9 protein-coding genes are annotated in these 13,704 nt (G+C 67.3%); all 9 read left to right on the forward strand.

The features are described 5' to 3' along the window. Window positions 1-5 precede the first annotated feature (5 nt). The 9 genes from pheT (at window position 6) to B1400_RS04350 (ending at window position 13,635) form a co-directional block, all read left to right on the forward strand. The gene (gene pheT / locus B1400_RS04310) at window positions 6-2,612 is read left to right on the forward strand and encodes a phenylalanine--tRNA ligase subunit beta (protein WP_095613215.1); all 2,607 of its coding nucleotides are present in this window, start codon (window positions 6-8) and stop codon (window positions 2,610-2,612) included. 734 nt (window positions 2,613-3,346) lie between these two features. Then, the gene (locus B1400_RS04315) at window positions 3,347-4,315 is read left to right on the forward strand and encodes a hypothetical protein (RefSeq protein ID WP_095613216.1); all 969 of its coding nucleotides are present in this window, start codon (window positions 3,347-3,349) and stop codon (window positions 4,313-4,315) included. Between the two features lie 534 nt (window positions 4,316-4,849). After that, window positions 4,850-5,878, forward strand: coding sequence for a hypothetical protein (locus B1400_RS04320; protein WP_133064618.1), 1,029 nt, complete (start codon window positions 4,850-4,852; stop codon window positions 5,876-5,878). Between the two features lie 955 nt (window positions 5,879-6,833). Further along, window positions 6,834-8,003 carry an N-acetyl-gamma-glutamyl-phosphate reductase gene (locus tag B1400_RS04325; RefSeq protein WP_095613218.1) on the forward strand — a complete coding sequence of 390 codons (1,170 nt, stop codon included), beginning with the start codon at window positions 6,834-6,836 and terminating at the stop codon, window positions 8,001-8,003. Beyond that, window positions 8,000-9,172 (forward strand): bifunctional glutamate N-acetyltransferase/amino-acid acetyltransferase ArgJ, encoded by a 1,173-nt coding sequence (argJ, locus tag B1400_RS04330; protein ID WP_095613219.1) that lies wholly within the window; start codon window positions 8,000-8,002, stop codon window positions 9,170-9,172. Before B1400_RS04325 ends, argJ begins: the two co-directional genes overlap by 4 nt. 439 nt (window positions 9,173-9,611) lie before the next feature. Further along, a complete protein-coding gene (gene argB / locus B1400_RS04335) occupies window positions 9,612-10,574 on the forward strand; it encodes an acetylglutamate kinase (protein WP_095613220.1) in 963 nt (320 codons plus the stop codon). Then, a complete protein-coding gene (locus tag B1400_RS04340) occupies window positions 10,558-11,862 on the forward strand; it encodes an acetylornithine transaminase (protein ID WP_095613221.1) in 1,305 nt (434 codons plus the stop codon). The genes argB and B1400_RS04340 overlap by 17 nt, the downstream gene beginning before the upstream one ends. Window positions 11,863-12,151: 289 nt before the next feature. Continuing rightward, the gene (gene argF, locus B1400_RS04345) at window positions 12,152-13,117 is read left to right on the forward strand and encodes an ornithine carbamoyltransferase (protein ID WP_095613254.1); all 966 of its coding nucleotides are present in this window, start codon (window positions 12,152-12,154) and stop codon (window positions 13,115-13,117) included. Then, window positions 13,117-13,635: an arginine repressor gene (locus B1400_RS04350; RefSeq protein ID WP_095613222.1), complete on the forward strand. Its 519-nt coding sequence runs from the start codon at window positions 13,117-13,119 to the stop codon at window positions 13,633-13,635. The genes argF and B1400_RS04350 overlap by 1 nt, the downstream gene beginning before the upstream one ends. The last annotated feature ends 69 nt before the right edge of the window (window positions 13,636-13,704 follow it).

Consider the following 13,704-nt stretch of genomic DNA (forward strand, 5'->3'; position numbering starts at 1 on the left):
ACCCAATGCCAATGGTAGATATTGACTGGCTGCGCGACGACGTCGAGGTCCCCCGGGACCTGACTTACGGGCAGCTCGCGAAGGACTTGGTCCGCGTCGGGCTCGAGGAGGAGGAGATCCACACCTCGCAGCTGACCGGCCCGATCGTCGTCGGCTACGTCGTCGACGCGACGCCCGAGCCGCAGAAGAACGGCAAGACGATCAACTGGTGCCACGTCGACGTCGGCGACGAGTACAACGACGTCGACGAGGACGGCAACAAGGTGCCGCGCGGCATCGTGTGCGGCGCGCCCAACATGAAGGCGGGCGAGAAGGTCGTCGTCACGCTGCCCGGCGCCGTGCTGCCCGGCGACTTCAGGATCGAGCCGCGCAAGACCTACGGCCACATCTCCGACGGCATGTGCGCGTCGGAGCGCGAGCTCGGCCTCGGCGACAGCCACGACGGCATCATCCTGCTGCGCGACTACGGTTTCACGCCCGAGGAGTACGAAGCGCTCAAGCCCGGCGACGACGCGATGCACCTGCTGCACCTCGACCAGCCGATCCTCGAGATCAACGTGACGCCCGACCGCGGCTACGCGTTCTCCTACCGCGGCATCGCGCGCGAGTACCACAACTCGACCGGCGCGAAGTTCGCCGATCCGGTCGTCGCGCTCAACGAACGCGTCCCGCACGTCGAGGACGCCGGCGATGAGACGCGCGACATCGACGTCATCATCGACGACGACAACCCGATCCACGGCGTCGTCGGCTGCGACCGCTACTACGCGCGCGCCGTGCGCGGCTACCGGCCGGGCAGCGCGACGCCGAACTGGATGCGCCGCAGGCTCACGCGCGCCGGCATGCGCTCGCTGTCGCTGCCGGTGGACGTCACGAACTACGTCATGCTCGATCTGGGGCAGCCCATGCACGCCTACGACCTCGACAAGATCGAGGGGCCGATCGTCGTGCGCCGCGCGAAGGCCGGCGAGAAGCTCACGACGCTCGACGGCAAGGAGCACGACCTCGATCCCGAGGACCTGCTCATCACTGATTCGCCCAACGGGCAGCAGGGCTCGCGCATCCTCGGCATCGCCGGCGTCATGGGCGGCATGTACGGCGAGGTGACCGACGAGACGACGAACATCCTGCTTGAGGCCGCGCACTTCGACCCGATCACGATCGCGCGCTCGGCGCGCCGCCACAAGATCCCCTCCGAGGCGTCGCGGCGCTTCGAACGCGGCGTCGACGACAAGCTGCAGCCGGCGGCCGCGCAGATGGCGGCCGATCTGCTGGAGAAGTACGGCGAGGCGACGCCGTCGCTGACGCCGCGGGACATCGACACGACGCCGCGGCGCACGCCGATCGTCTTCAAGGCGAGCGAGGTGAAGCGCCTGGCCGGCCTCGACCTCGACCTCAACGAGATCAACGGCATCCTCACCGACATCGGCTGCGTCGTCGGCGGCGGCGGCAACGGCGAGTTCACGGTGACGCCGCCGTCGTGGCGGCCCGACCTGACAGAGGCATGCGACCTCGTCGAGGAGATCGCGCGCATCTACGGCTACGACCGCATCCCGACGCGCGTGCCGCATGCGCCGGTCGAAGGCCACGTCGGACTCACCGCCGACCAGAGGCGCAAGCGCGAGGTCGCCGACGGACTCGCCGAGTACGGGCTCGTGGAGACGCTCAGCTATCCGTTCGTCGGTCCCGCCGACTACAAGGCGTTCATGATCGATGCCGACGAGGTCGAGCCGGTGAGCGTGCAGATCGTCAATCCGCTCGCCGACGACCGCCCGTTCCTGCGCCGCGAGCTGCTGCTCACGCTCGCGCAGACGGTGCGCCGCAATCTGCGCCGCGGCATAGAGAACGTGAGCTGCTACGAGATCGGCCACGTCTACCTCGCCGATCCGGACGCCCCGGCAATTCCGGCGCTTCCGGGCGCCGTCAGGCCGACCGACGAGCAGCTCGCCGCGCTCGACGCGGGCCTGCCCGAGCAGCCGCTGCATGTGGCCGCGATCATGACCGGGCTCGCCGAGGACGACGGATGGCTCGGCAACCGGCGCGCCGTCGACTGGAGCGACGCCGTCGAGGCGGCGCGCCGCGTCGCGAAGCGCCTCGGCGCCGACGTCGTGCTCGATCCGCCGAAGGCGGAGGATGTGCCGGCGCAGTGGCATCCCGGCCGCGCCGCGCGCATCGTCGCTGCCGGCGAGACGGTCGGTTTCGTCGGTGAGCTGCATCCGAAGGTCGACGACGAGCTCGGCTTCCCGCACCACACGGCCGCCTTCGAGATCGATCTGACCGCGCTGTTCGGGACGCTGAGCGACAAGCCGGTGCAGGCCAAGCCGATCTCGACGTTCCCGCCGGTCAAGCAGGACCTCGCGTTCACGATGCCGGATTCGCTGACCGCGCACGAACTCGAGGAGGCGATCCGCCAGGCCGCCGGCGACGTCCTCGAATCGATCGAGCTGTTCGACGTCTACGAAGGCGATCAGCTCGGCGAAGGCAGGAAGTCGCTCGCATACGCGGTGACCTTCCGCGCGCCCGACCGCACGCTCACGAGCGAGGACAGCGAGGCGATCCGCGCGAGGATCGTCGAACGCGCCGCGACGCTCGGCGCGCAACTGCGCGCGTGACCATCCGAGGCGGCGTGGGGCGCCGGGTCAGTGAACTGAATCGCTGAACTGAACCGCGACCCCACCGCGCCTCCCCGTAGCCGGCGAACGCGTCATCGTGCTTACGGGCTGCGGCGGCGATATCGATGTCGATGTCGTCGCCGCAGCCCGTGGCGTTTACGGGCGGCACCCATGCGGACGGGTGGTATGCGGCATCCGCAAACGACACAAAGCAAGCGCGTCCGTCTGTCCTACAGGTGGCTGTCTTACGGGTGGTCGTCCTACGGGTGGCGGTTGCCCGAGGTATGTACGTGCGGCGCACGTCTGTGCAAGCACACGGACGATGAATACGAGCGCCTTTGATGGGGACGATCATGCACGGCTCGCCTTACGGGAAGCGGCTGCCGATGGTCGTAGGGCGTCCATGCTGCCCGTTGGGCTTGGGAGATGCCGCACTCGCTGGCCCGTGTGGGCATCCGCGCTTACGGGCGGCTGCCCCAAGGACGATCGATAATCGACGATTGCGCTTACGGGCAGCACGTCATGCGGGCGTTTTCTCTTGCTGGTAGCGTGTGTAACGATGAACGTCGGTCGCGTGTCCGCACAAGCCGAGGCGCCGCGCCATCGCTGATGACGGTCGCTCGCAGCGGGCGGCGTCGTGGCCACCCGTAAGGGATGGTCGGCGTCGACGGCATCATATACGTCAGGACAACGCAGGAACGGAAGTCGTGATCGACAACCGGTAAGGACATGAGATGAGCGAACCGGAACAGAACAAGCCACAGGGCGCGCCCGAGTGCGATGCGAACACCGCGCCGACCGCATCGCATCCCGATGCGTCCGCATCGCCGATAGCGCCTGATGCGGGACGTCCGGCCGCTCCGTCTACACGGACCGACGCGGCGTCGACGCCCGTCGACTCGAGGGACAAAAGCGCGGCGGACATTCCGGAATCGGAGGTGTCGCAGGCCATCCTGAAGACCGACATGCCGGTCGAGGGAAAACCGAACGACCTTGCGTACGGCGCGATGGACAACCAGTTCCCGCCGGACTACGACCCGTACATCTTCGGACGTCCGGAAAGCGGGGAAACGCACGAACAGGTCGAGCGTGAGGCCCGTGACGAGGAGATTCGCCTCGAGCAGCGCCGTGCGCAGCAGCGCAGGCCGAACCCGATGGCCATGTCGCCCGCAGCGGGTTACGAGCGGTCGTCCGGCGCGTCGCGTCCGGGGCAGAACGCCGACCCGAACGCGCCCTTCGGCGACCGGCGCAACTATGGTGCCGACAATCGTGGGAAGCTGCCTCGCTACGTGCAGGGCATCGACCTCGACGACCCCAACCAGAACGTGTACTACGGGCGTTGGGACACCAGCTCGATCATCGCGTTCGCGCTGTCGTTGCTGCTGCCGGTGCCGTTCCTGCCGGCGTTGCTGGGCGCCTTCGGGATGTACCGTACGAAGCTGATGAGGATGAAGGGTTTCGGCTTTGCCTTGGCGGCGGTCATCATCAACGTCATCTACTCGATCGCGATGATCTGGATGATGATCAACGGCGTCTCCACACAGGACGTCCTCAACGACATGCTGCACATGCTGGGGCTGAACGGCACCGCGGGCGGTTCCTCGCCGGCGCCTACCGGCCCCCCGACGTCGGAGCCGGCGCCTTCGCCTTCATCTACGGGTGGTGCGTCCGGTAACGGTGTGACGTCCGCGATGGGCATGTGATGGGGATGTGCGTCGATTCCTGACGACGACGTTCACGATGCCGCCCGTAACCCGTGACGTCCGGCGTGGGTTACGGGCGGCATCGTCGACGTCAGCGGGATGTGTGGATGGCGTCTGTTGCTGCCGGTAAGCGTTGCTGCCGGTAAGCGGGATGAGTACCTGAAGTGAGTATCTGAAGAAGGACGCCACGTCATGAGAGGTTGATCATGACGCTGCCGCTAACCGCGGCGAAGCCGGGGAGGGGAGATCGGGCGCGCCATGGCGGCGCTGTGGGCGTCGTGGCGAATGGCGTGGCATGCGCGGATGCGGGGGAGATGTCGTGGCGGACGGCTGTCACGGCCGCCGTCGACGAAGGCGATGCCGCGCAAGGCGAACAAGGAAAACGGCGCAGATCGGGCGCGAAAGGCGCCCTGAAGGAAGTTATCCACATCGACACGCCGACGACACGCCGACGACACGCCGACGACACACCCATCCGGTCACATACCCCCGTCCGGGTGGACACGGCTCGCGGCACGTCCGTACCGTCGATGCATGGAAATGCGGATGGATGGGTCGGCGTACAGATCGGCCCGAGACGAAGACGAATGCGAGCGCAGGCTCCTCGAGGGCTCTCCGCCGAACCTGCTGCCGATGCGCATGCGGCTCATGGAGCTGCAGGCGCACGAGATCGCGCGATGCATCAACGTCCGATCGAGGGTCGGCCACGACCTGCTGTTCGGCGGATTCACCGCGCTGAGGCTGCAGGGGGTGCCGCTGCCGCGCACGCTGCCGCGGTACGGGGACACGGTCGGCGGCGACGACCTGTGCGTCCTCGCGCCGCGCCGCAATACACGCACACGATTGCGCGACGCACGGTTCTACCATATGAACATTCCGTTGCAGATCGTCGAGCCGATGCCCGGCGTGCGATGTGTGAGCGTCGTGTGCGCGTGGTTCATGCTCGCACGCTTCCTTTCGCTGGAGGAACTCGTGACGCTCGGCGACTGCCTGTTGATGCGCCGCGTCGTGCACGATCCGGTCACGATCAAGGATTTCGACGTATTCGTCACACGGATGGAGAAGCTGGGCAAGCTGCATGCCCTCGGCAGGAAGCGCGCGCCCCGCGGCGTGAAGAAGGCTCGACGCGCCATCGTCCTGCTGCGCGGGAACATGGAGTCGCCGCAGGAGGCGCGCCTGTCGCTGGAACTCAGAAAACGTGGGTTGCCGGAGCCGGTCGCCAATCTGTCGATCATATTGGACGACGGCACCGTCGTGCGCGGCGATCTGGTGTTCGTCGACGCCGGCGTCATCTGCGAGTACGACGGCGCGCACCATCTCTGCCAGTTGGAGCACGACCGCATGCGTCGCGCGAAGATCGAATGCTCCGGTTGGCGGTACGTGCAGGTGACGCGCGTCGACATGGCGACGCCGGATGCGCGCGCGTGGATGGCCAGACGCGTCGCGTATGCGCTCGAGGAGCGCACCGGCGTGCGATATCCGACCGATGACGTGATCCCGCTCGAGTCGATCGCCGACCGTGAGCTGCGCGCGATGTCTCCCGGCTGGGGCCGTGTGGCGTAGTCCGGCCGTGTGGAGGATGGCGTGCGTCGGCATGGGCGACAGCGGCATGGATGCTTGTGACGGATCACGCGCCCGAAGACACCCGTCATGGGACCGGCGATGTCGCGGAAGGCGTCCTCCCGTGACTTGACGCCGCGAGGGGACGGCTTCGTCCTCGATGCGTCCGTCGCCATGTCGGCGGACGGCTTGACGACGTCACGGTGCGCGAACCTCATAATGATTGATTGTGCGGGAAAATGGACGGACGGCGTGTCGCACCGTGCACGGTCGACGCATCGTTGCGTTTTCGTGTCCGCGGATTGCCGATTTCGCAGGTGTATTGCCGAGGTGCCTGTCGTGTGTCGTCTCGTTGGTCTTACAGGTTGCTTCCGTGGATATCGTGCCTGTGGATGCATGGAAGGCGGCATATCGGACGGGTGCGCTTACGGGCAGTCACGCCTGATCGGCCGGCGTCTTCTGAGTTCCCCTCGCTCGGCTGCGCTTACGGGCAGTCGTTTTCGCGGGTGCGTGGACGCGCGGGGAGGATGTGATGCATCCGTTCGGTCATGAATGCATAATTATGCAATGTACTGCATAAAGTGTATTGTCATCTGTATAACTCAAAAGTTGGTCGCATCGGATGCTTGGGCGACGACCCCTGGCGTTATCGGTGGCATGCGTGCGGGCGTGGAATCCCCGCGGCCGGCATGTTGCGTTCGCTTCATAGCATCCGCCGCGCTCATATGGCGATCGGCTGCAGTCGATAAGCCCCGGCGTTCCGGTTCGGACGGCATGTCCCGTCGCGGATCGCCCGTAAGGGAATCGACCGCCGTATGCGGAAACGGTGAATGCCGCCCGTAAGCGCATGCGCAATCACGCTGTCATCTGCGGGCATACGGCACGCGGCGGATGATCGGCGGCCAACGGCGAACACTGACGGCACGGCCCGGGCGGGCCGGGAAGGAAGGCAACGGGAATGACGAAGTACACCGTCGCGGTCGCGGGTGCGACCGGATACGCGGGTGGGGAGGCGCTGCGCATTCTCGCGACCCATCCGGATTTCGAAGTGACGACCGTCGCGGGGCACTCGTCGGTCGGCGAGAAGCTCGGCGCCTACCAGCCGCACATCCCGCAGCTGGCCGACCTGACCATCGCGGATACGACGGCCGACGCGCTCAACGGCCATGACGTCATCATCCTGGCGCTGCCGCACGGCGCGTCGGGCGCGCTCGCTGCGCAGCTCGACGAATCGGCGACGGTCGTCGATCTGGGCGCCGACCATCGTCTGGAAATGCAGCAGGCGTGGGACGACTACTACGGCGGCGCGTTCTACGAGCACTGGACCTATGGGATGCCCGAGTTGATCCTGGGCAAGGACGCCAACGGACGGTATCTGCGGCAGCGCGCCGTCATCATCGGCGCCGCGGCGGCAGGCGATGCGCAGCCCGTAAGCGATGTGCAGCCCGTAAGTGAGACGCAGCCCGTAAGGACGGGGACGCGGCGGATCGCCGGCCCCGGCTGCAACGTCACGGCGACGACGCTCGCGATGCAGCCGGCGATCGCCGAGAGCCTCATCGTGCCGCACACCATCGTCGCCGATCTGGCCGTCGGCTATTCGGGGGCGGGCAAAAGCCTCAAACGCACGAACCTGCTCGCCTCGGAGGCGTTCAATTCGGCGACGCCGTACTCGGTCGGAGGCACGCATCGCCACATCCCCGAGATCCTGCAGAACTTCGCGCACGCGGCGGGACTCGGCGCCGAGGGCGCGAACGAGTTCACGCTCGCGTTCACGCCGATGCTTGTGCCGATGTCGCGCGGCATCCTCGCGTCGGTGAGCGCGAAACTCACCGACAAGGCGCTCGACATGGGCGACGACGACATCCGCGCCGTGTGGACGAAGGCGTACGCGGGGCAGCCGTTCGTGTCCGTGCTGCCCGAAGGCGTGATGCCGGCGACGCAGAACGTCCTCGGCTCGAACGCCGCGCACGTGCAGGTGGCGGTCGACCGACGAAGCCGTACGCTGCACGCGTTCGCGGCGATCGACAACCTCAACCGGGGAACGGCGGGGCAGGCGGTGCAATCGCTCAACCTCGCATTCGGACTCAATGAAGAAACAGGACTCAGCAAGATCGGAGTGGCACCATGAGCGTAACGTTCGCACAAGGATTCACGGCCGCCGGCGTGGTCGCCGGCATCTCATCGACGGCGGGGAAGAAGGACCTCGCGCTCGTCGTGAACGACGGGCCACTCAAGGCCGCCGCCGGCGTCTTCACGACGAACCGGTTCTGCGCGGCGCCGGTGCAGTGGTCGCGTGCAGCGGTCAAGGACGGCCGTCTCGACGCCGTCGTCCTCAACTCCGGCGGCGCCAACGCCTGCACCGGACTCGAAGGCTACGAACAGTCGGCGAAGACCGCGCGCAAGGCGGGTGAACTGCTCGGCTGCGATGCGGAAGACGTGGCCGTATGCTCCACCGGCCTCATCGGCGAGCTGCTGCCGTTAGGCAACGTGCTCGCCGGCGTCGAGGCCGCGTTCGCCGCCCTCGACGACACCGTCCAGGCCGGCGAGGACGCGTCCCACGCGATCATGACGACGGACACGAAGCCGAAGACCGTGACGCGGCTGGGATCGAACGGGTTCCGCCTCGGCGGCATGGTCAAAGGATCCGGCATGATCGCGCCGCAGCTCGCGACGATGCTGTGCGTCATCACGACCGACGCCGTCGTCACGCCCGAACAGCTACGGGTGGCGCTTGCCGCCGGCGTCGACACGTCGTTCAACCGCATCGACGTGGACGGTTGCATGTCCACGAACGACACCGTGCTGCTGCTCGCGTCGGGCGCTTCCGGCATCACGCCGGACATGGACGAGTTCAACGCGATCGTCGCCGACTGCTGCGCCGCGCTCGCCCGCCAGATCATCGGCGACGGCGAGGGCGCGAGCCACGACATCAGGATCACCGTGGAAGGCGCCACCGACGAGGACGCCGCGCTCGCCTGCGGGCGTGCGGTGGCCGCGTCGAACCTGCTCAAATGTGCGATCAGCGGCAACGACCCGAATTGGGGCCGCATCGTCAGCTCGCTGGGCACCGTGCCGGTGGACGTCGCGCCCTACGATCCCGATCAGGTGACCGTCGACGTCAATGGGGTGCGGGTGTGCGACGGCGGCAAGCCGGGACGCGACCGCGCCGAAGTCGACATGACGCCGCGCGAGGTCGACATCGTCATCGGACTCAACGTCGGGGGCGCCACCGCCACCGTGTGGACCGACGACCTCACCCATGAATACGTCCACATCAATGCCGACTACGAAAGCTGAACGATCCGACCGATGGCGTCCCGCACCGCTTACGGGCGACGGTCCTCGCCGGTCGCCGGGTGAAGGCGACCGCCCGTTGTTACGGGCGGCACCCAGTATCAGTTGCCGGTGACCATCCCGTCGCTACGGGAGACACGGACGCTCGTGACGGTCGGCCGTTGCGGGCGCCGTATGGCGCCGCCTGCGGCGGATGCGCCGCCCGTAGGAGATGCGGCCACCCGCAGGGCGTGTGCCGCCCGTAAGCGGATGGACGCTGGCGGCATCGGCCATCCGCGCGCCTATGCGTCGCGGAACGCGCGGCGCCGCAGGACGCCCGGGCGTCACATACCGCGCCCGGTGCGAACGCGCGGATGCGGCGCGCTTCACAAGGAACGCTCGGCGTCCGCCGCGCCCGCACGGACAGTCGACGGCGCGAGAACAGGAGAACGATTAAGGAATCATGACGAAACAACTGAAAGGTCCGGGCTTCCACCTGGACGTGCATACGGATCTGCGTCCGGACCAGAAGGCGGAGGTGCTCATCGAGGCGCTGCCGTGGCTTGAGGAGTTCTATGGGAAGACGGTCGTCATCAAATACGGCGGCAACGCGATGGTCGATGACCATCTCAAGAGCTGCTTCGCCGACGACATGGTGTTCCTGCGACAGGTGGGGCTGCATCCCGTAATCGTGCATGGCGGCGGACCCCAGATCTCGCAGATGCTCAAGGCGCTCGGCATCCATTCGGAGTTCAAGGGCGGCCTGCGGGTCACGACGCCCGAGGCGATGGACGTCGTGCGCATGGTGCTCACCGGCAAGGTGTCGCGCGAACTCGTCGGCCTCATCAACGCCCACGGACCGTACGCGGTGGGTCTGTCGGGAGAGGACGGCGCGCTCTTCTCGGCGACGCAGCGCATGCCGATCATCGACGGCAAGCCCACCGACATCGGCCTGGTCGGCGACGTCATCGGCGTCGACGCGTCCGCCGTCATCGACCTCATCCACTCGGGACGCATACCGGTCGTGTCGTCGGTCGCCCCGAACGAGGAGGACGCGACGGAGGTGCTCAACGTGAACGCCGACTCGGCGGCCGCCGCGCTCGCGACCGCTCTGGGCGCGCACAAGCTCATCATCCTCACCGACGTCGACGGGCTGTACGCCGACTGGCCTAACCGCGACTCGCTTATCGGCCGCATCGGCGTCGAGGATCTTCGCGACATGCTGCCGCAGCTCGAAAGCGGCATGCGCCCGAAGATGGAGGCGTGCATCCGCGCCATCGACGGAGGCGTGCAGCAGACGCACATCATCGACGGCCGCAAGCCGCATTCGATACTCAACGAGGTATTCACAAGCGCCGGAATCGGCACGATGGTCGAACCCGGCGAAGGACTGGAAATGAGGAACTCATATGACAACCGAGCATGACACGAACCCGACACCCGCTACCGGTAGCGCGCCGTATGGCGCGCTGACCGAGGACAGGCGGCTGCTCGACGAATACGAAGACGTGCACATGCACGTCTTCGGCACGCCGCTGCGCGTCCTCGACCACGGGCAGGGCGTGCATGTCTGGGACGTCGACGGCAACGAATACCTCGACTTCCTCGCGGGAATCGCCGTCAACTCGATCGGCTACGCGCATCCGAAGTGGATCGAGGCGGTCGCCGCGCAGGCCGCGCAGGCCGCGCATGTGAGCAACTACTTCGCGACGCGCCCGCAGATCAGGCTCGCGCGGAAACTCATCGCGCTCGCCGGAGCGCCGGAAGGGTCGCACGTCTACTTCGGCAACTCGGGCGCCGAAGGCAACGAGGCCGCGCTCAAGATGGCGAAGCTCTACGGGGCGCGCCTGCGCGACGAACTCGGCACGGACAAGCCGTACCGCATCATCGCGCTGACGCACGGCTTCCACGGACGCACGATGGGCGCGCTCTCCGCGACCTGGAAGCCCGCGATCCGCGTGCCCTTCGAGCCGCTCGTGCCGAACTTCGAATTCGTCGACGCCAACGACCTGGACGCGATGAGGGCGGCCTTCGAGGCCGCCGATAAGGGCCCGGTGGCCGCGGTCATCATGGAGCTCGTGCAGGGCGAGGCGGGCGTGCTGCCGCTCGACGCCGCATACGTGCGCGGCGTGCGTGCGCTGTGCGACGAGCGGCGCGCGTTGATGATCATCGACGAGGTGCAGACGGGCGTCGGACGCACCGGATCATGGTTCGCGTTCCAGCGCGAGGATCTCGGCGGCGTCACGCCGGACATCGTCACCTTCGCGAAGGGCGTCGCCGGCGGTTTCCCGATGGGCGGCATGATCAGCTTCGGCGAGGAGGTGTCCTCGCTGTTCTCGCCGGGGACCCATGGTTCGACCTTCGCCGGCAACCCGTTGGGTGCGGCCGCCGCGCTCGCGACGATCGGCGTGATCGAGGAGGAGGGGCTCGTGCAGCGCGCCGAAGTGCGCGGCGAGCAGCTGCGCACCGACCTGCGCGCCGCCGACAACCCGTTGTTCGGGCAGGTGCGCGGACGCGGCCTGCTCAACGCGATCGTGCTGAAGCGTCCGTGCGCGCACGCCGCCGTGGACTGGGCGCTCGGGCACGGGCTCATCATCAACGCCTGCGCGCCGGACGTCATCCGTCTGGCGCCCCCGCTCGTCGTCAGCGAGCAGGAGGTGAACGAGGCGGTGGCGATCCTCTCCCAGCTGCCGGATGATCTTCCCGACGACTGAGCCATGCCGCTACGGGTCGCATCGCTTACGGGCGGCACCGGCACGGTTCGGCGCCGTCCGGCGTTACCGGCGGCGACGGTGACGAGGAGCCGTGTGGCACCATGCGCCGCCCGTAACGACGAATCGCGAGTCCGCTGCCCGTAAGCACGCGGGACAGGGGCGTCCGGCCACACTGCCGGTCCTCCGAAGCCCGGCCGAGTCGTCGGCCGATCCCAGCCGGTCCGCGATCCGTACCGGCGGCACACCTGCCAACCACAACAGACACAGAAAAGAAAGAAAAAAGGAGGCCATCATGGGACAGCTCCGTCACATGCTGCGCGACGACGACGTCAACCATGACGAGCAGAAGCAGATCCTCGAACTCGGCATGAAGTTCCGCGAGAACAGGTTCCACCACCGTCCGTTCGAGGGGCCGCAGGGCGTCGCCGTGCTGTTCGACAAGCCGAGCACGCGTACGCGTTCCAGTTTCTCGATCGGTGTCGCGGAACTCGGCGGCTACCCCCTCGTCATCGACAAGTCGGGCTCCCAGCTCGGCCGCGGCGAGCCGATTCGCGACACCACCGAAGTGCTCACGCGCATGGCGTACGCACTCGTATGGCGCACCTTCGAGCAGTCGCGCATCGAGGAGATGGCGCGTGTCGCGACGGTGCCCGTGGTCAACGCGCTCACCGACGAATTCCATCCGTGCCAGGTGCTCGCCGACTTCCTGACGATCGCGCAGTTCAAGGGCGGCGTGGATGCGCTCGAAGGCATGACGATCGCCTACCTCGGCGACGCGGCTAACAACATGGCCAACTCCTACCTCCTCGCCGGCGCCGTCGCCGGCATGCACGTACGGGTGGCGGGTCCGAACGGATTCCTTCCCGACGACGCCATCGTGCAGGACGCCGAGGCGATCGCAGCCACTACGGGCGGCAGCATCCTCGTGACCACCGACCCGCAGGAGGCGGTGCGCGACGCGGATTGCGTCTTCACCGACACATGGGTGTCGATGGGCGAGGAGGATCAGTACGCCGTGCGTTCGAAGCCCTTCTGGCCGTATCAGGTCAACGAGGGGCTCATGGCGCTCGCCAAGCCGGATGCGCTTTTCCAGCATTGCCTGCCCGCCTACCGCGGCAAGGAGGTGACGGCAGCCGTCATCGACGGTCCGCAGTCCGTGGTCTGGGACGAAGCCGAGAACCGTCTGCACGCGCAGAAGGCGCTGCTGACGTGGCTCATCGGCAAGCAGCGCGGCGACGAAAGCCTGCTTGTCTGATGACGGATCCGACGACGCCGCTGCAGCGTCCAGCCAGCCGGGCCGCTCGCCTCAACGCGATCGAGCAGGCGCTCGCCGACCATGTGGTCACGTCGCAGTCGCAGCTCTCCGAGATCCTCGCGGACCAGGGGATCGAGGTGACGCAGGCGACGCTCAGCCGCGATCTCGACGAGATGAACGCGACGAAGACGCGGCTGCCCGACGGCAAGGTGGCGTACACGATCGACGACCAGCCGATCCCCGCCGCCGGCCTCGACAGCGACGAACGTTCGCAGCAGCAGATGACGCGCATCCTGTCCGGACTCGTGACGTCCGTGGCGGCCGCCCGTAACCTCATCGTCGTGCACACGTCGTCGGGCGCCGCGCAGTACGTCGCGAGCGTCATCGACAAGCATCCGATAGGCGGCGTCCTCGGCACGATCGCCGGCGACGACACCGTCCTCGTCATCTGCGTGGACGATGCGATGGCGGAGCGCCGCTCCGTGTGGCTGCTCGAGGTCGCCTCCACGCAGAACTGAGCGCGATCGTCCGATTTGCGCGATCGCCCGATGTGGAGGCGCGCATGCGGAGGGCCGTACGACGTGTAC

The organism is Bifidobacterium italicum (genome assembly GCF_002286915.1).
Classification (GTDB): domain Bacteria; phylum Actinomycetota; class Actinomycetes; order Actinomycetales; family Bifidobacteriaceae; genus Bifidobacterium; species Bifidobacterium italicum.

Excerpts from the sequence above, each read along its gene's own strand:
- B1400_RS04325 (WP_095613218.1), top strand. The coding sequence starts at position 6,834 with ATGACGAAGTACACCGTCGCGGTCGCGGGTGCGACCGGATACGCGGGT.
- argJ (WP_095613219.1), top strand. The coding sequence starts at position 8,000 with ATGAGCGTAACGTTCGCACAAGGATTCACGGCCGCCGGCGTGGTCGCC.
- B1400_RS04340 (WP_095613221.1), top strand. The coding sequence starts at position 10,558 with ATGACAACCGAGCATGACACGAACCCGACACCCGCTACCGGTAGCGCG.
- B1400_RS04350 (WP_095613222.1), top strand. The coding sequence starts at position 13,117 with ATGACGGATCCGACGACGCCGCTGCAGCGTCCAGCCAGCCGGGCCGCT.
- pheT (WP_095613215.1), top strand. The coding sequence starts at position 6 with ATGCCAATGGTAGATATTGACTGGCTGCGCGACGACGTCGAGGTCCCC.
- B1400_RS04320 (WP_133064618.1), top strand. The coding sequence starts at position 4,850 with ATGGAAATGCGGATGGATGGGTCGGCGTACAGATCGGCCCGAGACGAA.
- argB (WP_095613220.1), top strand. The coding sequence starts at position 9,612 with ATGACGAAACAACTGAAAGGTCCGGGCTTCCACCTGGACGTGCATACG.
- B1400_RS04315 (WP_095613216.1), top strand. The coding sequence starts at position 3,347 with ATGAGCGAACCGGAACAGAACAAGCCACAGGGCGCGCCCGAGTGCGAT.